The 19,415-nt window shown below is 63.8% G+C and carries 18 protein-coding genes and 1 pseudogene; 2 read left to right on the top strand and 17 right to left on the bottom strand.

Annotation, left to right across the window (positions count from 1 at the left end; all coding sequences use genetic code 11):
* From QZ609_RS13550 to QZ609_RS13485, 14 genes and pseudogenes are all read right to left on the bottom strand, one after another.
* A pseudogene (locus tag QZ609_RS13550) lies at positions 1 to 343 on the bottom strand (P-type conjugative transfer protein TrbG); the annotation flags it as partial.
* Positions 340 to 1,044, bottom strand: a complete 705-nt coding sequence (gene trbF / locus QZ609_RS13545; protein WP_064496211.1) for a conjugal transfer protein TrbF — start codon at positions 1,042 to 1,044, stop codon at positions 340 to 342. The pseudogene QZ609_RS13550 and the gene trbF, both read right to left, overlap by 4 nt.
* A 12-nt stretch (positions 1,045 to 1,056) precedes the next feature.
* On the bottom strand, positions 1,057 to 2,424 hold the full coding sequence (gene trbL, locus QZ609_RS13540; protein ID WP_064496212.1) for a P-type conjugative transfer protein TrbL: 1,368 nt from the start codon (positions 2,422 to 2,424) through the stop codon (positions 1,057 to 1,059).
* On the bottom strand, positions 2,421 to 2,735 hold the full coding sequence (locus QZ609_RS13535) for an EexN family lipoprotein (RefSeq protein WP_064496213.1): 315 nt from the start codon (positions 2,733 to 2,735) through the stop codon (positions 2,421 to 2,423). The genes trbL and QZ609_RS13535 overlap by 4 nt, the downstream gene beginning before the upstream one ends.
* Before the next feature lie 11 nt (positions 2,736 to 2,746).
* Positions 2,747 to 3,472: a P-type conjugative transfer protein TrbJ gene (gene trbJ / locus QZ609_RS13530; protein WP_064496214.1), complete on the bottom strand. Its 726-nt coding sequence runs from the start codon at positions 3,470 to 3,472 to the stop codon at positions 2,747 to 2,749.
* Positions 3,469 to 5,934, bottom strand: a complete 2,466-nt coding sequence (trbE, locus tag QZ609_RS13525) for a conjugal transfer protein TrbE (protein ID WP_064496215.1) — start codon at positions 5,932 to 5,934, stop codon at positions 3,469 to 3,471. Before trbE ends, trbJ begins: the two co-directional genes overlap by 4 nt.
* 12 nt (positions 5,935 to 5,946) lie before the next feature.
* The gene (locus tag QZ609_RS13520; RefSeq protein ID WP_064496216.1) at positions 5,947 to 6,219 is read right to left on the bottom strand and encodes a VirB3 family type IV secretion system protein; all 273 of its coding nucleotides are present in this window, start codon (positions 6,217 to 6,219) and stop codon (positions 5,947 to 5,949) included.
* Positions 6,216 to 6,605, bottom strand: a complete 390-nt coding sequence (locus tag QZ609_RS13515; RefSeq protein WP_064496217.1) for a TrbC/VirB2 family protein — start codon at positions 6,603 to 6,605, stop codon at positions 6,216 to 6,218. The genes QZ609_RS13520 and QZ609_RS13515 overlap by 4 nt, the downstream gene beginning before the upstream one ends.
* Positions 6,602 to 7,654: a P-type conjugative transfer ATPase TrbB gene (trbB, locus tag QZ609_RS13510; protein WP_064496218.1), complete on the bottom strand. Its 1,053-nt coding sequence runs from the start codon at positions 7,652 to 7,654 to the stop codon at positions 6,602 to 6,604. Before trbB ends, QZ609_RS13515 begins: the two co-directional genes overlap by 4 nt.
* On the bottom strand, positions 7,651 to 8,115 hold the full coding sequence (locus QZ609_RS13505; RefSeq protein WP_064496219.1) for a ribbon-helix-helix protein, CopG family: 465 nt from the start codon (positions 8,113 to 8,115) through the stop codon (positions 7,651 to 7,653). Before QZ609_RS13505 ends, trbB begins: the two co-directional genes overlap by 4 nt.
* Entirely contained in the window at positions 8,112 to 10,133 is a 2,022-nt protein-coding gene (locus QZ609_RS13500; RefSeq protein ID WP_064496220.1) for a conjugal transfer protein TraG, read from the bottom strand. The genes QZ609_RS13505 and QZ609_RS13500 overlap by 4 nt, the downstream gene beginning before the upstream one ends.
* 217 nt (positions 10,134 to 10,350) lie before the next feature.
* On the bottom strand, positions 10,351 to 10,578 hold the full coding sequence (locus tag QZ609_RS13495; protein WP_064496221.1) for an EexN family lipoprotein: 228 nt from the start codon (positions 10,576 to 10,578) through the stop codon (positions 10,351 to 10,353).
* Positions 10,579 to 10,604: 26 nt separating this feature from the next.
* A complete protein-coding gene (locus QZ609_RS13490; RefSeq protein WP_064496222.1) occupies positions 10,605 to 11,519 on the bottom strand; it encodes a LysR family transcriptional regulator in 915 nt (304 codons plus the stop codon).
* 370 nt (positions 11,520 to 11,889) lie between these two features.
* On the bottom strand, positions 11,890 to 12,645 hold the full coding sequence (locus QZ609_RS13485; protein WP_064496224.1) for a COG4280 domain-containing protein: 756 nt from the start codon (positions 12,643 to 12,645) through the stop codon (positions 11,890 to 11,892).
* 85 nt (positions 12,646 to 12,730) lie between these two features.
* On the opposite strand from QZ609_RS13485, the gene QZ609_RS13480 reads away from it, so the two are divergent.
* Together QZ609_RS13480 and QZ609_RS13475 are read left to right on the top strand one after the other, a co-directional pair.
* Entirely contained in the window at positions 12,731 to 13,624 is an 894-nt protein-coding gene (locus QZ609_RS13480; protein WP_139727852.1) for a MurR/RpiR family transcriptional regulator, read from the top strand.
* A gap of 101 nt (positions 13,625 to 13,725) precedes the next feature.
* The gene (locus QZ609_RS13475; RefSeq protein WP_209444367.1) at positions 13,726 to 14,517 is read left to right on the top strand and encodes an undecaprenyl-diphosphate phosphatase; all 792 of its coding nucleotides are present in this window, start codon (positions 13,726 to 13,728) and stop codon (positions 14,515 to 14,517) included.
* Between the two features lie 19 nt (positions 14,518 to 14,536).
* On the opposite strand, the gene QZ609_RS13470 is transcribed toward QZ609_RS13475, so the two are convergent.
* The 3 genes from QZ609_RS13470 to QZ609_RS13460 form a co-directional block, all read right to left on the bottom strand.
* A complete protein-coding gene (locus QZ609_RS13470) occupies positions 14,537 to 16,870 on the bottom strand; it encodes an HAD-IC family P-type ATPase (protein ID WP_222260773.1) in 2,334 nt (777 codons plus the stop codon).
* A 135-nt stretch (positions 16,871 to 17,005) separates the two neighbouring features.
* Positions 17,006 to 18,664 carry an alkaline phosphatase gene (locus QZ609_RS13465; RefSeq protein WP_064496226.1) on the bottom strand — a complete coding sequence of 553 codons (1,659 nt, stop codon included), beginning with the start codon at positions 18,662 to 18,664 and terminating at the stop codon, positions 17,006 to 17,008.
* A 310-nt stretch (positions 18,665 to 18,974) separates the two neighbouring features.
* The coding region (locus tag QZ609_RS13460) for a DUF3363 domain-containing protein (RefSeq protein WP_295495486.1) at positions 18,975 to 19,415 on the bottom strand (441 nt) is incomplete at its 5' end.

Below are 19,415 nucleotides of genomic sequence, written 5' to 3'. Positions count from 1 at the left end.
GCGCGCCATCGGTGAAGGGCCACACCTGAATCGCGTTGACGTAGCCCTCGCGCGTGGGCGCGACGCGTGCCTCGGTATTGGCCCGTGAGACGCGCACCTTCTCGTCGGCCGGCTCCGGCGCCGGCTTGGCTTCTTCGCCCTCGGTCGCTGGCTTCAACTGTGCCGGCATCGGCAGCACCTCGGGCACGGCGACCGCCTCCACAGGTGCAGACGGCTCCGGCAGCTTCTGCGCCTGCACCGGCTCGTCGAGCGAGATGGTCGGCGGCGGCTTGCCCTGCGTGGCGCAGCCCGCCAGGGCCACGAGCGCCAGCACGGAAACGTAAATACGGAAAGACGGGTTCATGGCTTGGCTCCTTCGGAAGAATCCAGTTCGCGGCTCCACGACAGGCCGTTGACGTAGATGCCCAACGGGTTCTTGCGCAGGCGCTGTTCGGTGCGCGGGGTCTGCTGCACGATGGAAATCACCGCGTTCCAGCGTTCGGTGCCGGCAGGAGCGCCGTTGACGAAGCGTTGTTCCGTCCAGCGCACGTTGAACGAAGCGTCGCTGGCGCGGGTGACACTGGTGATCTGCACCGTGACCGACTCCTTGCCGATGCGTGCGAACGGATCGTTCACGCGGGCGTACTCGTTGAGCACCACGGCACCCTTGTCGGTGGTGTAGTCGTAGGCGTCCAGCCAGTTCTGGCGGACGACGATGGGATCAATGGACAGCGAGCGCACCAGGCCGATGAAGCGGCCCAGGTGATACGCGATCTGTGCATCGCTGGGCCGGTACGGCGTGGCCGCTTCGCCGACTGCTCGCACCTGGCCCGCGTTGTCCACCTCCACCACGTAGGGCGTCACGATGGACTGCGCGGAACGCCACACCAGGCCGCCGGCCATCAGCACCGCCAGCGTGAGGCAGCCAAAGGCCATCAGGCGCCAGTTCCTGGCCTGCACGCGGGACGAACCGATGCGCTCGTCCCACACTTGCGCGGCGGACTGGTAAGGGGTCGCAGGCTGCGGCGTGTCCGCGTAGCGCACCTGTGCGCGTTTGAATCGCATGGTCGGTTCTCCTTATGAATCGGAATCACGAAGGCTTGGCCCCTGGCTGGAGCCGCCGCCGTCGCCACCGCGCAGCGTGTGGACGGCAGTGGTCGCGGCATGGGTAAGTTGCTGGCGGCGATGCAGCCGCTTGGCCCAGGCGGGTTGCGCCTGCGGTGTTGCCGGCGGCGGATCGCCACCTGCCGCAGCGCCACCCGATGCGGCGGCTGCGCCGGCCCCGGTGGTGCCTTCCTGCCGGAAAGCTGCGGCCGCACGCTCCTTCACCGAACGCGCGCCCTCGGCCGCCTTCCGCCCGGCCGCCTGCGCGCCGGTCTTGGCGACGTTGCCCACGCCAGCGGCAGCACCTTTGAGGCCGCCGCCAGCCGAAGCGGAGCCAGCCTGAAACGCCGATCGCGCACTGCTGGCCGTCGAAGTGGCAGCACGCGCGCCGCTACCGGCCAGCCTGGCGGCCGCAGGTGCCATGCGTGCCCCGGCAGCGGCTGCACCGCCGACGCCCGTGGCTGCGGCGCCGACGGCCACGGCAGCGCCCGCAGCGCCCAGCGCCGCGCCGGCCATTGCGCCCGCGCCGAGCTGCGGGCCGCCGGACACAAGGCCCGTGGCGATGCCCGGCCCGAAGATGCCGAGCGCGAGCATGGCGAGCGAGGCCAGCATCACGACCAGCGCATGGTCGATGGATGGCTCGTTCGGTGTCGTCTGGAACTCTGCGAACAGACCCGTACCAATGCCGACGATGACGGCGAGCACCAGCACCTTGATGCCCGAGGACACCACATTGCCCAGTACCTTCTCGGCCAGGAACGCGGTCTTGTTCCACAGTGCGAACGGCACCAGCACGAAGCCCGCGAGCGTGGTCAGCTTGAACTCGATCAGCGTGATGAAAAGCTGCACCGCCAGCACGAAGAAGCACAGGATGACGATCAGCCACGCGAGGAACATCACGACGATGGGCGTGATGTTCACGAACACCTCGGGGAAGCCCGCCATGTTGCCGATCTGCTCAAGGATCGGCGCCCCGGCGTCGATGCCGACCTTGGCCAGCCGCCCAGGGTGCAGGAAGTTCTCCATGCTCAACGTCGAACCGCTGGCCGTCAGGCCCAGCCCGGCGAAGGAGCGGAACAGGATGCCGGCCAGCGTGTTGAAGTTGCCGATGATGTAAGCGAAGGCACCGACGTACAGCACTTTGCGGATCAGCTTGGCGATCACGTCTTCGCCCTGGCCGACGGCATGGCCCATCGCCCAGAACAGCCCGGCGATGGTCATGTCGATGACGATCAGCGTGGCGGTCAGAAACGCCACCTCGCCATGCAGCAGCCCAAAGCCCGAGTCGATGTAGCGCGAGAAGGTATCGAGGAATCGGTCAATCACCGTCACGTCATTCATGGCGAGTCCTCCTGCCCAGGCGTGTCGCCATCGGCGGGTTCATCGAAGCTGGGCGGAATGGGCGGCAGGTCGGCGAGCGTCTGGTACTCGCCCGGCCCGGCCTGGCCGGAGAGAAAGCGCCGCAGGTCGGCCTGGGCCACCTGCGCGCAAAACGCGCCGTCGTGCGCGCCCGCGCGGCACTGCGCGCGCAGCGTGTGCAACCGGGACGGATCGGCGACCAGCGTGTCCACCGACAGCGGTTGCGGCCGGTCGCAGCCGGCCAGCAGGAGCGCGGGAACAGCGAGGGCGAGCAGGACGGGCGCGTGCTTCATGCCGCACCTCGTCAGTGGTTGTAGAAATCGACGGCTTGCGGCGTGTACGGCGTGCCGCTGCCCAGGAAGCGGCGCGTCACCTCGCGCCCGCGCTCGGTGGCCGCCGCCTGCCGCGCCAGTTCCAGCGCGGCAGCGCGATCCTGCGTGATCTGGAGCCGTTGCGACTGGATCGACTGCTTGGTTTGCAAGGCCAGCAACTGGTTCATGGCCTGCATCGCTTGCAGCGCACCTTGGGCCGACTGGCTCTTGCCCACGAGGTCGGCCAGCACGCTTTCGTCTTCGCCCAGATTCTGCGACACCTGCGCCTGCATCTGCATCGTGGTCTGCAAGCCGTTGAGCGTGTTCTTCCACCGCTCCTGCGTGTCGCGGTACATCTGGTCGCCGCTCACCGTGGCGGCGTACTGCTCGGGATACAAGCGCTGAAACTCCCGATCCAGATTCGTCACGTCGTAGGCCAAGCCGCGCGCCTGGTCGATCAGCCGCTGCGTGGTTGCCAGATTGGCACGCAACTGGCCGACCACGCTGGACGGCAGGCTGGCGAGGTTGCGCGCCTGGTTCATCAGCATCTGCGCTTCGTTCTGGAGCTGCTGGATCTGGTTGTTGATCTGCTCCAGCGTGCGGATCGCGGTCAGCGTGTTCTGCACGAGGTTCGTGGGGTCGATCACGACCCATTGCGCATGGGCCGTGGCGGTGCAAAGCATGGCCGCGACGGCGGCGGCAAGAAGATGCTTCTTCATGGCAGGTTCTCCAGGGGTTGGTCAGCATGGGAACCCGGCGCGAGGCCGGGGAACGAGGGCAGCAGGTCGGCCGCCCAATCGAGGCCGCGATGGCGCAGCCAGGCGCCCGCGAAGCCGGGCTCGCCGGCGTCTTGCGGCACGCGGCCAAGAACGTCATCAATGGCGCGCTGGTCTTGCGGCGTGGAAGCGCCCGCGAAAGCCAGCGTCGCCGGCCCCAAGTCGAGATCGAACACCCGATTTCCGAGGCGGGATTGGTAGTAGTAGTCGCGCTTGGGCTGCGCGGTGGCGACGATCTCGATCTGCCGCCGGTTGAGGCCGAAGCCCTCGTAGATCGTGCGAATCTGCGGCTCGACCGCTTGCGGGTTCGGCAGGAAGATGCGACTGGCGCAGCTTTCGATGATGGCCGGCGCGATGGCCGAGTCCTTCACGTCCGCGAGCGATTGCGTGGCAAAGATGATCGAGACGTTCTTCTTGCGCAGCGTCTTAAGCCATTGCCGGATGCGCGCCGCGAACAGCGGGTCATCGAGGAACAGCCAGGATTCATCGAGAATCAGCAGCGTCGGCGCCCCGTCCAGCCGCTCCTCGAAACGCGCGAACAGATAGCGCAGCACGGCCATCACCGCAGCGCGACTTGCCATCAGTTCTTCCATCTCGAAGGCTTGGATGTCGGCGCTGCCAAGCCGGTCGTGATCGGCGTCCAGCAGCTTGCCGTGCGCGCCGCCCAGCACGTAGGGCGCAAGCGCCTGGCGTAGCGCATTCGATTGCAGCAATACCGACAGGCCAGTCATCGTGCGCTGCTCAACCGGCGCACCGGAGAGACTCCCCAGCGCCGACCAGATCGCCGCCTTCTCCTCGGGGCCGACCGACACGCCTTCATGCAGTAGTCGGCCTTCGATCCACTCGGCAGCCCAGGTGCGATAGCCCTCGCGCTCGATGCGCGCCAGCGGCTGGAACGCGATGCCGCCATCCGGCCCAAGGTCATAGTGCTCGCCACCCAGGCCCAGGATGGTGGCGCGGATAGAGCGCCCCATGTCGAACGCGAAGATGCGCGAGCCGGGATAGCGCCGGAACTGCAAAGCCATCGCCGCCAACAGCACCGACTTGCCCATGCCGATCGGCCCCACGACCAGCGTGTTCCCCACGTCGCCGATGTGTGTCACCAGCCGGAACGGCGTAGCGCCATCGGTACGTGTCACGATCAACGGTGGGCCGTCCAAGTGATCGTTGCGCTCCTGGCCGGCCCACACCGCCGACACTGGCATCATGTGCGCCAGGTTCAACGTCGAGACGATGGGCTGGCGCACGTTGGCGTAGGCGTTGCCCGGAATGGACGACAGCCACGCATCCACGGCGTTGAGCGTTTCGGGAATCGTGACGAACCCGCGCCCTTGGATGACGCGCTCCACCATGCGCAGCTTCTCGTCGGCCACAGCAGCGTCTGCATCCATGACGGTGACGGTTGCCGTCAGGTAGCCGAAGGCGACTTGATCGCTGCCCAGTTCCTGCAAGGCGGCATCGGCATCGGCCGCCTTATTGTTGGCGTCGGTATCGACCAGCGGGCTTTCCTGCTGGAAGATCGTTTCGCGCAGCAGCGCGATGACGTTCTTGCGCTTGGCGAACCACTGGCGGCGCAAGCGCCCCAACTCCCGTTCCGCCTCGGATTTGTCGAGGCACAGAAAGCGCGTACTCCAGCGATACGCAAATCCAAGGCGGTTGAGGTCGTCCAGAATCCCCGGCCAGGTCGAAGTCGGGAAGCCCCGCACCGACACCACGCGCAGGTGCTGATCGCCCAGCATGGGCGCCAAGCCGCCGACCAGCGCGGAATCGGTCAGCAGCGCGTCGATGTGGAACGGCACTTCGGGCACGCCGATGCGGTAGCGCCGCGTCGAGATGGTCGCGTGCAGGTAGGTCAGCGTCTGGCCGTCATCGAGCCAGGCGATTTCCGGCATCACGCCATCGAGCAGGTCAAAGACGCGATCGGTTTCCGCGACGAAGGCATCGAGCCGACCGCGCCAGTCCACGCCTTCGGTGGGTCGGTTCTCGTACAGCATTCCCGCTGCACGGGCGCGCGATTCCTCGGGCGGCAGATACACCAGCGTCAGGTGATAGCCGCTCTCGAAGTGGTTGCCCGAGTCCTCGAAGGTGGCGCGGCGTTCCTCGTCCACCAGCCAGGACAACGGTTCGGGAAAGTCGGAGTGCGGATAGTCGGCAGCGGGCCGGCGCTCGGCTTCGATGAACAGCGCCCAGCCTGAGCCAAGCCGGCGCAGCGCGTTGTTCAAGCGCGCCGACGTGGCGATCAGCTCGCCTTGCGTCGCGCTGTCGAGGTCAGGCCCACGAAATCGGGCCGTGCGCTGGAAACTGCCGTCCTTGTTCAAGACGACGCCCGGCGCGACCAGCCCGGCCCAGGGCAGCCAGTCGGCCAGCAAGGCCGGGCGCTGGCGGTATTCGGCAAGGTTCAGCATCGCGGCATCCCCTCACACGTCCAGCAGCGGGCGGTGCTTGATATGCCGTGCGAACACGGCCATGAACCGCGGATCGACGCGCGCTCCCCATACCGCCAGCGAATGGCCAACGATCCAGAGCACCATGCCGGGAATCCACAGTTGCAGGCCCAGCCCGACAGCGGCGGCCAGCGTTCCGTTGGCGATTGCCACGGTGCGCGGTGCGCCCCCCAGCAAGATCGGCTCGGTAAGCGAGCGGTGCAAAGGCACCTCGAACCCGGCCGCGAAGCTATCCGGGCCGCTCATACGACAGCCCCGCCCGAGAACGAAAAGAACGAAAGGAAGAACGAGGACGCGGCGAAGGCGATGCTCAAGCCGAACACGATCTGGATCAGCTTGCGGAAGCCTCCCGACGTGTCGCCGAAAGCCAGCGCGAGGCCCGTAGCGATGATGATGATGACGGCCACGATGCGCGCCACCGGCCCCTGGATGGATTCAAGGATGGATTGCAGCGGGCCTTCCCAGGGCATCGAGGAACCGGCGGCCTGCGCCGTGCCGGCCAGGAGCAGCATCAGCGCGGCCAGCAGCAGCCCTTGCCCCGCAGGGCGGGCCAAGCTGCGCAGCCGCGCGAGGCCCGACGGGTGGGAAAGCGGATTTACGGAAACACGGAAATCATGGGCGTGCGTCGTCATGGAAGTTCTCCAGAAAGGTCGAGGGATGGGGAAGTCGCCGCAGCGGATGCGGCATCGGGGATCGGCAGCAGCTCAGGAAACGGCGTTTCCAGTGCGTCCGCCAGTTGGTAGCCCACGCCGTCGAAGCCGACGACGCGGGCGATGCTCTCGATGCGGCGCTTGCGCCCTCGCCCGGCGATGTGGATCACCACGTCCACGGCCTCGGCGATCAGCGCACGGGGCGGGTTCACCGCCACTTCGAGAATTAGTTGCTCCAGGCGCAGCAGCGCACCCAGCGCGGAGCCGGCATGGATCGTGGCGATGCCGCCCGGATGGCCTGTACCCCACACCTTGATGAGATCCAGCGCCTCGGCGCCGCGCACCTCGCCGACGACGACGCGATCAGGCCGCAGGCGCATGGACGAGCGCACCAGCTCGGTCATCGACACCACGCCTGCGCGGGTGCGCAGGGGAACGTGGTCGCGGGCCGCGCATTGCAGTTCCACCGTGTCTTCGAGCACCAGCACGCGGTCGCCGGTGGCGGCGATTTCGGCGAGCAAAGCATTGGCGAGCGTGGTCTTGCCGCTGCTGGTGGCACCGGCGATCAAGACGTTCTGCCGCTCGCGCACCGCGCGGACGAGAAAGCCCGCTTGCGCGGTGGTCATCATCCCGTCGATGACGTAACGCTCCAGCGGAATCACGCCGATGGCGCGCTTGCGCAACGCGAAGGCCGGCCCCGGCGCTGCCGGCGGCAAGATGCCCTCGAAGCGTTCGCCCGTTTCGGGCAACTCGGCGGACAGAAGCGGCTGGCCGCGATGGACTTCTGCGCCAACGTGGGCCGCGACCAGGCGGATGATTCGCTCGCCGTCCGCCTCGGGCAGTTCCACGCCCATCGGCGCGCGTCCACTGGAAAGCCGATCCACCCAAAGGGTGCGATCAGGATTCAGCATCACCTCCACCACGTCCGGGTCTTCAAGTGCGGCGGCGATCAGCGGCCCCATCGCCGTGCGCAGCATCTGGATGCGGCGGTCGAGCGACGTGGCACTCATGGACTGCGGAACGGCGCTCATGACGCACGCTCCTGCGCTTGCGCGGCTGCCGCCGCGTCTTCCCTCCGCATCGGGTCGGGATGCAGTTCCTCCACCACGTCGCGCACCAGGCTGCGGCCCCGCAGCAGGTGGCGGCCAAGCTGCTCGGTGAACTGCTCGAAGCGCGCTTTGCCCTGCGCGCGTGCCGCGTCTTGGCGCGCCTCGGGAACCGGCGTGCTTACGGTCAGGTAGTAGCGGATGAACAGCGCCAGCGTTTCGATGGCGATGTTCTGGTCGCGCTCCATGCGCTCGGCTTGGCGCGACAGGCGATCAAGCCGCTTGGCAATGGCCGCCTCGCGCTGGTCGGCAGCATCGGGCGACAGCCACGATGTGAGCGCCGCCGCGACAATGGACGACTTGGACACGCCTTTCTTGGCGGCCAGCTCATCGAGCCGCTTGGCGTGCTCGGGCTGGATAAAGAGGTTCAAGCGATAGTGGCTCATAGCTCGATTCCGTCGTTGGGGTCGAGGGAAGCCAGCCGGGCCGTGCGCTGCATGGCTGGATCGAGCTGGCGCGGAAGGGGAAGCGGCAGGTCGTCGTCGTCATCGAGCAGCCCAAGGTCGGCCGCAGGCGCGGCCAGCCCGGGGTCGTAGGCGACGGTTTCGGAAAGCTCGGGCTGGCGGCGTGGGCCGCCGTCGTCGGTCGTACCCAAGTTCTCCAGGCCATCGGCGGATGCCGTGGCTGGTGCGGCAGGCACGGCAGGAATGGCCAGCCCGCTCCAGTCGTCGGCGCGGGCCGGCGGCGCGTCGGCATACTGCCCATCCGCCAGCGCGGGCGGCGGCAGCACGCGACGCTTGAAATTGGCGTCCGCGTAGTAGCGCAACTTCTTCGCCTTGATCGGCGCCACGCTGGACACCATCACCACGGCCTCGTCGGGCGGAAGCTGCATCACCTCGCCCGGCGTCAGCAGCGGGCGGGCCGTCTCCTGCCGCGACACCATCAGGTGGCCCAGCCACGGTGCGAGCCGATGGCCCGCGTAGTTGCGCTGCGCGCGCAGCTCGGTCGCGGTGCCGAGCGTTTCGGAAATGCGCTTGGCCGTGCGTTCGTCGTTCGTGGCGAACGTCACGCGCACATGGCAGTTGTCGAGGATGGAGTGGTTTTGCCCATACGCCTTGTCGATCTGGTTCAGCGACTGCGCGATCAGGAAGCTGCGGATGCCGTAGCCCGCCATGAAGGCCAGCGCCGTCTCGAAGAAGTCCAGGCGCCCCAGCGCCGGGAACTCGTCGAGCATCAGCAGCAGCTTGTGGCGGCGCTCGATGCCATCGGAGCCGTCGAGCGATTCGGTGAGGCGCCGGCCGATCTGATTGAGGATCAGGCGAATGAGCGGCTTCGTCCGCGAAATGTCCGAAGGCGGCACCACGAGGTACAGCGATACCGGATGCTCGGCAGCGATCAGGTCGGCGATTCGCCAATCGCAACGCGAGGTGACTTCGGCCACCGTGGGATCGCGGTAAAGGCCGAGGAACGACATGGCCGTGGACAGCACGCCCGAGCGTTCGTTGTCGCTCTTGTTGAGGACTTCGCGTGCAGCGGATGCCACCACGGGATGCGGGCCACCACCTTCCTCGTTCACGAGGTGCGGCGTGGTCATCATCCGGTGCAAGGTCAGCTCGAAGGGGCTGGCCGGATCGGATAGGAAGTTGGCGACGCCGCGCAGCGTCTTGTCTTCGCTTGCGTAGAGCACATGCAGGATGGCCCCGACCAGCAGCGCGTGGCTGGTTTTCTCCCAATGGTTCCGGCGCTCCAACGCACCTTCGGGATCGACCAAAATGTCTGCGATGTTCTGCACGTCGCGCACCTCATGTGCGCCGCGCCGCACCTCCAGCAACGGGTTGTAGGCGGCCGACTTCGCATCGGTCGGGTTGAACAGCAGGCAATGCGAAAAGCGCGAACGCCAGCCGGCGGTGATCTGCCAGTTCTCGCCCTTGATGTCGTGGATGACGGCGGATGCTGGCCAGGAAAGCAGCGTCGGCACCACGAGGCCCACGCCCTTGCCCGAGCGCGTAGGCGCGAAGGTCAGGACATGTTCCGGGCCTTCATGCCGCAGGTACTGGCGGTCGTGCTGGCCGAGGAACACGCCGGCCGGCTGCGTGAGGCCCGCCTTGCGAATGTCCTCCGCATTCGCCCAGCGGGCCGAGCCGTAGGTCGTGACCAAGCGCGACTGCCGCGAGCGCCAGATCGACATGCCGATGGCGACCACCACGGCCACCAGACCGCTGCCGCCCGCGATGGCCCCGCCGGTGTCGAACACGCGCGGCGCATAGGCATCAAAAGCGAACCACCACTCGAACAGCCGCCACGGGTGATAGATTGGCGTACCAAAGAAATCGAACCAGGGCGAGCCAAGGCGTAGCTGATAACCCAGGGCGGCGGCTGTCCATTGTGTGGCTGCCCACACGCCGGCGATCACGATGCCGAACACCACGGCAACCTGACCGAACAGCACGTTCGTCCCTTGCATAACCCAGCCTCCGATCACGGCACACGGAGGTGCCGCAGCACTGAGGATCAAGGCGTGCGTGCGGGCCGGTCAAAGGCCGTTATGGCGGGAATTCAGGCTGAAAAAGCCAGATTTCTTGCAGGGGCGAAAGCAATAAAAACGCCGCAAGCGCAAGTACGCTGCGGCGTAGTGAGGTAACAGCGAGAACTTTGTCGCTGCGATACGACTGTGGCGGACGTTACGGGGACTTTTGCTCCGGCCGATCACCGAAGAAGCGACGTTTGGCGGCCTCGGCCGCGCGCACGCAAAGTTCGTCGCCGACCTTCGCGCGATCCTCTTTGCATTGGCGCTGGATTTCCTTGATGCGCTCGGGATGGGCTACGAGGAAGTCCACCGTTTCCGAAGGTTGGGATGGGCCGCATGCCGTCAGCGTGGCGGCCACCATCAGCAGCATCGCTTTGTGCATGGTTCCATTCCTTTTCATCGGATAGGTTAAGACTCCTCGGCGGCGTCAAGGCTATCCGCCGAATCAATGAATGCCACTCGTTCGATGAACCGGGCCAGCATCTCGCATGGTTCTGTATCGCGGCGTAGCAGATAGGTCGTGAGCATTGGCGGCTTGCCCGCCAAGCGCCGGGGCACGACACCAGGCTCGCGGCTAGATGCGATATGCGCCTCGCCTGCCAGTCCCAAGGCCAGGCCAGCGGAAACCAAGGTCATCATCACATCGAAGGTTGCCACGCGCTGCGCGATCAGTGGCTCCTGTTCGAGCTTGCGTAAAAAACGATCGACCTGACGAGCGTGGCCTTCGCAGATAGCAGGGTCGCCCAGTGCCAGCGGATAGCGCAGCACTTCCTCCAGCGGCACCTTCTTGAAAGAGAGCAGTGGATGGCGAGCCGGCACCGCCACCATCAATTCGTCTTCCCACGCGGATGTAACCACGATGCCATCGCCTGCATCTTCGGCCATCGAAAAACCTGCGTCGTACAAGTCATCATGCAGACCCTTGATCTGCTGAGCGAGCGGAACCTCAAATAGTCGAATCTCGACCTCGGGATCTTCTTCACGGCATTGCGCCAATAGCATCGGTAGGCGCGATGGCGTGATGCCGTCTGACAGCGCGATGCGCAACTGTCCGTGAAAACCATTGGCAGCGGACTTTACGCTATCGCGGGCTTGATCCAATGCGGTGAAGACACGCCGGACGTGTTCCAGAAACAGGCGTCCCGCGCGGGTCAGTTGCGTGCGGCGGGTGGTGCGAACGAAAAGACGGGCACCGAGTTCTTCCTCTAGTTCCTTGATAGTGCGGGATAGCGGCGATTGGTCTATGTGCAACCGTTCGGCGGCGCGGGCGAAGTGGAGTTCTTCGGCGACAGCCAAGAAGCATCGAAGGTGGCGTAGTTCCATTGCGATGCCTCTGCCATGCTATACGGGGAGAAAAAGTGGATAGATTGAGACTGGCCGGCGCTTCTGCTTCTTCATGCTATTGAACGCGGAAGGCGTGAACCTTTGCGCGATGGCTACGGCTATCCAAACGTGCCAGCTCACACATTGCACGCGCATCACCGGACGCCCCGTTGTTTCGCTTCACGAAGGGCTGCACTAACAAGGATTGCGAGACAGCCCAAAAAAAGCAGGCTTCCGCCCCAAAGCGGCTCGACTTTCACGGCGAGGACAAGGGCAGCCACGAGTGCGACGAGCACTAGCGTTGCCGTAGTGAGCCGCGCGTCCGCGAGGAACATTCCGAGAAGTTCCTGGGCAACTTCACGAAGAATACTCATTGCACCATCTCCATACGCACTCGCCGAAGCCGGTATGCGGTTGCAAGACCGACGGCAAGGAACACACCTGCGAATACCACCAATGCCAGATCCTGGCCCGGCCAATCGACGCCGAGACCTTCGCCCGTCCAGAAGACGCCAAAGGCAGACAGCATGACGCCGACACCGAACTTCAAAGTGTTCTCCGGCACCCGCGCCAGAGGCTTATGGACAATGATTCCGATGGTGAGGACGACGATGCAGGCCGCCAATGCTCCCAAGGCAGCCGGCCATAGCAGCCCTCGACCGGCACCTACGGCAATGACGATGAATACAACCTCCAATCCTTCCAGCAATACCGCTTTGAACGCAGTCATGCCGGCGATCCAGTTGAGCGACGCGCGTTGACGAGTGCCCGCGTCAGCGAGTTGCGCGGACTCAGATGCGAAAATGGCCGCCTCGTCATGTAACGGGATAACACCTGCCGCTCGGAGAATCGCTTTGCGAAGCCATCCCATCCCAAACAGAAGAAGCAACACCCCAATGACGAACTGGAGTAAGTGAAGGGGTACCTGGTTGAGCAATGGGCCTAGCACCACAATCACCAGGGCGAGCACAATGAGCGCCGCAGCGGTGCCAAGTGCCGCCGGCTTCCATCCGCGCAAGATGCCGACCGCTAGAACGATCGTGAACGCTTCCACAACCTCGACAAGCGACGCAAGGAAGGCGGCTCCAATAGCGGGCGCAGCGATATTCCAGGCAATAGAGTTCATTGGGTGCCAACTGGGTTGTAGTGTTTGCTACCGATATGCTAGAATTATCGTCGTGTTCACAACATAAGTCAAGGAGCACACACACGTGCCGCCAACACCGTCAACTTTTGATGAGCGAATTGCGAACAGCATCGAGCGAATGAGTCCGGCAGAGCAGCGCGTCGCGGTGTTCTTTCAGGAGAACCGCGAGCAGGTTTTAATCGCGTCTGCCGCCGCGCTGGCGGCGAAAGCAAATACCAGTGATGCCACGATCGTGCGTACAGCCAGGGCCTTGGGCTTTGCCGGTCTTGACGATCTTCGGCGCGCACTTGCCCGCGAATTGCGTGATTCAATCTCGCCTGCCGATCGGCTCACTCGAACACTAGGCGAAGTTGGCTCCAGCCTGGCAGTAGCTTTCGACGTGACGATGGAAATCCACCGGCAGTCGCTTGAAGGTGTCTGTCGTTCGATCAAGCCCGAGGACTTTGAAATAGCCGTTCGCAGCATGATCCAGGCTCAACGAATCCTCGTTTTCGGCTTGGGGCCATCAAGCGCCATAGCAACCTATCTCGTCCTGCAACTCAAACGCTTCGGATTGGATGCCGCGAGCCTGACTAACAGCGGCCTTCTTTTCGCTGATGATCTGCGGTCATTGCGCAAGGGGGATCTCGTTGTCATTCTTGCTTATGGACGAGTGTATGAAGAACTGGCCTTGCTGCTGGGTGAAATCAAACGGCAGAAGCTGGGGTCGCTGCTTCTGACGGACACGCTTGCCGCCAAGCTCCGGCAGCAGGTCGATCAAGTTCTTCCCGTGGCACGGGGACGTGCGGACATGCTGAGCATGCACACGGCAACGCTCGGCCTCATCGAAGCCTTGCTGGTGGGCATCGCGACTCAGCGGCCCACTGAGACGGTCGCAAGTCTAAAGACACTCAACGACCTGCGGAAAAAGTTGGTGGGCAAAGCGGTGAACCTACCTATACCGAAGGACGATGGCTGATTCATATGCCACCGGCGGTAGCGATCAAGATTCCAATCCATGTGAATCTCAAGCTTTTCTAAAGAAGCGCGATATGCCGCGCCAATCACCTTGGAGCAACGATGTTGGATTGGAGTGCAATCATCCTCGGCATTATTGAGGGGATAACCGAGTTCTTGCCGATTTCCAGCACCGGGCATTTGCTCATTGCAGAGCACTGGCTTGGTGCTCGATCGGATACATTCAATATTGTGATCCAGGCTGGCGCCATGCTGGCTGTAACGATTGTTTACTGGCGTCGTCTGATCACGCTCGCCGTGAGCTGGCGCCAACCTGAGAATCGTCTCTATATTGGTAAGCTGGCACTTGCCTTTCTGATTACCGCCGTGCTCGGCTTCGTTGCCAAGGCGGCCGGCCTGGAATTGCCGACTACGCTTTCGCCCGTCGCGTGGGCACTCATCATCGGTGGTATCTGGATGATGGCTGCCGAGCGATTCTCAGAAAGGCGTAGCTCCCAAAGAGAGGTGACTTGGACTGTCGCCATTGCTGTGGGACTTGCGCAGATCGTGGCGGGCATTTTTCCCGGCACGTCACGCTCGGGCGCAACTATCTTTGCGGCGATGCTGACAGGAACAGGCGATCGCGCAGCCGCGACCGAATTTGCTTTTCTTGTTGGCATACCGACGATGTATGCCGCAAGCGGTTATGAACTATATAGTCAGTTCAAGCATGGCGGTGGACACGAAGATTGGGCAGCTCTCGGTACTGCATTCATCGTGTCCACCGTCACGGCATTTGTCGCCATCAAATGGCTGCTGTCCTACATTCAGACACATCGGTTTACAGCGTTCGCGATCTACCGAATAGCACTGGGCGCGTTATTGCTGGTGATCGCGGGCCGAGGTTGGATGTGATCCAAACGCGGCCAGAGTTTCAGCACTGGCGTAGCTCTTCCTCTCGATTCTTGGAGAAGAGCCATATCTTGACCTGATCGAGTAGCAAGGCGATCAGCAGAACCAGCCCCAGCATGGCGACCAAGAGCACGAGCGAGACAGGCGCCATAAGGAAGCCACCGGCAGCCAGCACGGTTGCGAGAACGACATTGCCGATAGTGGCAGCGGCGACGAACTTGCCAGGCAGCAGTGACCAGCACCGACCCGGCGTGCGCGAGAGGTAAATCGTGGCTTGGGCCGAATACATGAGATAGGCGAACATCAGCGCCTGGACTTGCGGCACGGGAAGTTGCAACCGGGTGAGCGCAAACCACAGAATCACGAAAGCCAGAATCAGCCAGCCGATGGCGAGGACGCCGCCGAGCCGCGCGATTTCTCTAACGTTCCACCGTTCTGGCGACGAAGAAACCCATGACCGATCTGTCGCTAGCGTGATCGTCACCACGTCGTTGAGAACAACGATGACGGCGATCAGAACCAACGGCGTGACGAAGAACCCTGTAGCGATATAGCCGAAGGTCAGCAAGGCGGCGAGTTCGACCGTCCTTGCAATTTTCGTGATCGTCCAGGTAAGCATCCGACGAAACACGCGACGGCCGCCCGATACCACAGAGGCGACCCCTTCGAGGCCGGGATGAGTCAGGACAACTTGCGCTGCGGCTTTTGCAACGTCCGAAGCAGCCTGCACGGCAATCCCGACCTCGGCTTGTTTCAGAGCCGGAGCATCGTTCACGCCGTCACCTGTCATGCCAACAATTCGGCCTGCTCGTTGAAGCGACTGCACGAGCCGGAATTTTTCTTCGGGATAGAAGTTGGCAAAACCATCGAACTGGAGTGGAGTCGCCAGGCCGCGCGTGGCATCTCCGAAGCGGTCGCCGAGTCCAACTTGGTGGCTGATGGCCTTGGCCGTATCGACGGTATCGCCTGTCACCATGAGGATCTTGATGCCAAGTGACTGGATGGTCTTGATGAGTGCACTCGCGTCCTCGCGGAGCGCATCGGCTAACGCCAGCAAACCTCGGATGCGTAGATTACCTTCGGTACCGGCAGCTACCGCTAGAACTCGCGCGCCGGTCGCAGCCACGACTTGCAGAATGGTGGAAAACTCAGGGGGGGATGAGGCAAGCGATGTAACGACCGCCGGCGAGCCAAGCACAACATGGACGAGCGGGCCATTGTCATCGGGACGAACATAAGCCTCTGACCGCTTGACTGCGGGATCGAATGGAATGAACTTCTCGCGGACATGCTGGGGGATAGCACGCTTTCGTAGCGCGCCCAGGATTGCCACCTCTAGCGCACCTTGCGTCGCTTCGTCGCAAGCGGCAGCGGCCCAGGCAAGCACATCATCATCTTTCTCCCCTGGAAGCGCGGCAATTCCGGCGAGCGTCTGCCGATTTTGGGTCAGTGTGCCGGTCTTATCTACGCACAGCACGTCCATCGTCGCGGCTTCTTGAACTGCCGATAGGCCGGTAACGAGCACACCCTCGTTTGCCAGCCGTCGAGCTTCCACGGCGTTGGCTACCGTGAAGGCCGCTGGCATCGTCACGGGCACCGTCGCAATAATGAGTACGAGGAAGAAGGGAACCAGCGGCAGTAAATCCTCGCCGCGCCAAAGCGCGACGATAGCCAGGATCGCAGCGAGCACGGCGTCGATGGTCACGAGATAGCGCACAACGGAGAACAGAAGCTGCTCAAGATGGCTGGCCGAACTGGCGGTTCGCACCAATTCCGCTGTGCGCCCGAAGTAGCTGCGTGCCCCTGTTTCCGCGACTGTTCCTGTCGCATTGCCGCGCCTGACCGTTGAACCCGAATAGATGGTTTCGCCCTTGCTGCGCGAAACCGAGGTCGATTCCCCAGTCAAAGCCGCTTGGTCAACGTCCACCGTCCCCTCGTCAATCACGCAATCTGCCGGAACCAGATCACCCGTAGTTACGGTCACGTAGTCGCCAGGGACGAGTTCGCGCGCCGGCAGAAGGCGCCAGTTGCCATCCCGACATACGCGCGCGTTGACCCGCAGCCGGCTACGCAAGAGGTCGAGCGCGGATTGCGCACGACGCTCCTGAACGCCGCCAAGGATCGCGCTGAAGGCGAGCCACCCTGCAATGATGGCTGGCTCAATCGTCTTGCCAAGGGCAACCTCAAGCACAAGGGCGATTTCGAGCATCCAAGGGATCGGCCCCCATAGGCGCTTCACGATCGCGCGTAGGCGGCTCGGCGGCTCCTCACGAACCTCGTTGTAGCCATGTTGTGCAAGTGTTGCTTGCGCATCGGCCTCCGAGAGTCCCTGCTTGTTGTGCGGGGCGACTTCCATACGGACTTCTCCTAAAGCGAGCGGCATGACCGCTGCGACTGGCAGTCTTGTCGCAATTGCCACAAAATTAAATGATTATTGCAGCAATTGCGACATGCACACAGAGGCGCGTATTGGGTGCGCTTCTGTTGGCGGCTACAGGGGTGGTTGGAAATCGGCGATTTTTGGTAGTTCCACCGGCACGCCGCCGGCATCGCACAGATGCTTTGCGCAGAGCGCGCCGCGCAGCCGCGGGGTAGCCTGTACGGCAAAGTGGAAGATTGCGTTTTCTTCTACGCTGCCGCGAATTGCGTCGCTGCCTGGGCCGCGTGCCCAGATGCCCACATCCTCGCCGCTGTGCGTTTCGCCCGAAAGCGGCACCGTGGATTCCTGCATGTAGTCCGGGTCTTCCGTGTCCACGCGGGTCAGGTCGGGGCGGCCAGTGGCAGGCTGGAAGCCTTCGCCCGTGTGCGGGTACCTCTTCGATCCGGCCGGCTGCGATTTGCTGGCGCCGGTATAGCCGGGGCCATTGGCGTAGCCGAGAGTGGTGTAAGGCAGGCCGATGCCATCGGTGGCCAAGCCGACCGTATTGTCCTCGCCACTGCTGCCATGCACCTTGCCCAGTATCGGGTTGCCGCGCATCGGGTAGCCGGCAAAGGTCATCGTGTGCGAATGGTCGGCGGTGACGACAATGAGGGTGTCATCAGCGGATGTGACTTCTGCGGCGACGCGCACCGCATCGCTCATCGCCACCGTATCGGTCAGTGCGCGGTAGGCGTTGCCGGCGTGGTTGGCATGGTCGATGCGGCCACCTTCGACCAAAAGCACGTAGCCTTCAGGATTGCGCGACAGCCGGGCGATCGCGGCGCGGGTCATCTCCGCCAGCGAGGGTTCGCCGGCGGCATCCTTCGGGCGATCATGCTCGAAGTGCATGTGATCCGGCTCGAACAGGCCGAGCAGCGGCTTGTCTGCCGGCGCGGCATCGAGCAACCGCTTGTTCCAGACATAGGCACCGTCGGGGTGGCGCTGCTGCCATTCGGCGATCAGGTCGCGGCCATCAAGGCGTCCGCCTGTCTTGTCGCCGTATTCGGGGTCGTGCTGCGAAGTCGGCATGAAATACTTGCGACCACCGCCCATCAGCACGTCGAACCCGCGCCAGAACGGCGTTTCGACGATTTGGCGTGCAATGTCGATGCAGCCGGCGGTTTTGGCGGCCTGTGGCATATCAGCATCGCCTTCCCAGTTACGTTCGGCCGAATGGGCGATGGTGGCGCCCGGTGTGGCATGGGTCAGGCGCGTGGTCGTCACCACGCCGGCGGACATGCCGGCGCTCGCAGCCAGCTCCCACATTGTCAGCATCGGCGATGCCAACGCGCCGGCGCAGTCCTGGCGCTTCGGGCCTTGGCTAATGCTGAGCACGCCGGCGCGAGTCTTCACACCAGTGGCGATCGCGCTCATGGTGCCGGCCGAGTCGGGCGTTTGCGAATCGGTGTTGTAGGTCTTGCTGAGCGCGGTATCGGGGAAGTTTTCCCACGATAAGCGGTTTTCCTCGCCGCTGCCGCCCTTGCGTTGCCCCTCGAAAATGCGCGCAGCAGTTACCGTGGTAAGGCTCATGCCATCGCCGAGGAAGATGATGACGTTCTTTGCATGGCCGTGCATTGCGCCACGCGCGGCGGCCTGCGCTGCACCATCGCGAAACCACCAAGCCGGAGTTTCGCCGTCCGGGTGGTGAATGATCGGAACAGCGATATGGGAGTCAGCAGCGTTCGCGAGCGGTGCCGTGGTGTGCGGGGCGCTAGCGCAAGCGGTAAGCATGAATGCACAGGCGAAAGGGATTACGCGCCGTACACACTCTTTCGTTCGGCCTGATGACGCCTTGCGCGCCCCGGATTGCAGTATTGCTAGAGCATCGACTTCATGGGGTCGCGGTTTGTTGTGCGGGACTACATACACAGGTATCTCCTAAAGCGGTGGCTTGACCGCTACGACGGGAAGAAGGTTGTAAACACTACAATAACTCATTATGATTGCAGTATTTGCAACATTTCAACCGTCATCTACGACGCCCGGCGACCGTCCATATGGAGTTGCGCGCAAACGCTTTCGCCGACGATGCGCTGACGGTCTACACCGCAGGGGAGCGAGTGCGCCCAATGTCCCACGACACCCCGCCACCCCGCACCGTAGCGGCGAGCTGCTGTCCCAGCCTCTGCTCGATCACCGGCTTCCACGGCACCAGCGAGAAGCCCATGCCGTCATCGAGCATCGCGTAGCGCCCGCTGGCGAGCATGACGCTGCGCCGGTAGATGCCGACAACGCGCTGACCGTCGGCCACCGGGCGATGCTCTAGGCCGGTATCGGCGGCAATGTCCTTCGCGGCCTGTGCCAGCTCCCGATTGCGAAGCGTGCCCAGCAGGTTGCGCGCCAGGATCACGCGCCGCCCGCGCCGTTCGGCCAGCCCCTGCTCGGCGAGGAAGTCGGCGCGCTGCTGCATGGCCTGCTTAGCCTCTGCGCCAAAGCCCAGGTCGCCCAGGCCCGAGTCCCCGCCGATCAGTTGCTGGTCGAG

The sequence above is a fragment of the uncultured Ralstonia sp. genome (assembly GCA_913056305.1).
Lineage (GTDB): Bacteria > Pseudomonadota > Gammaproteobacteria > Burkholderiales > Burkholderiaceae > Ralstonia.
Note: the sequence above shows the minus strand (reverse complement) of the source record. Positions and strands in the feature narration are given on the sequence as shown.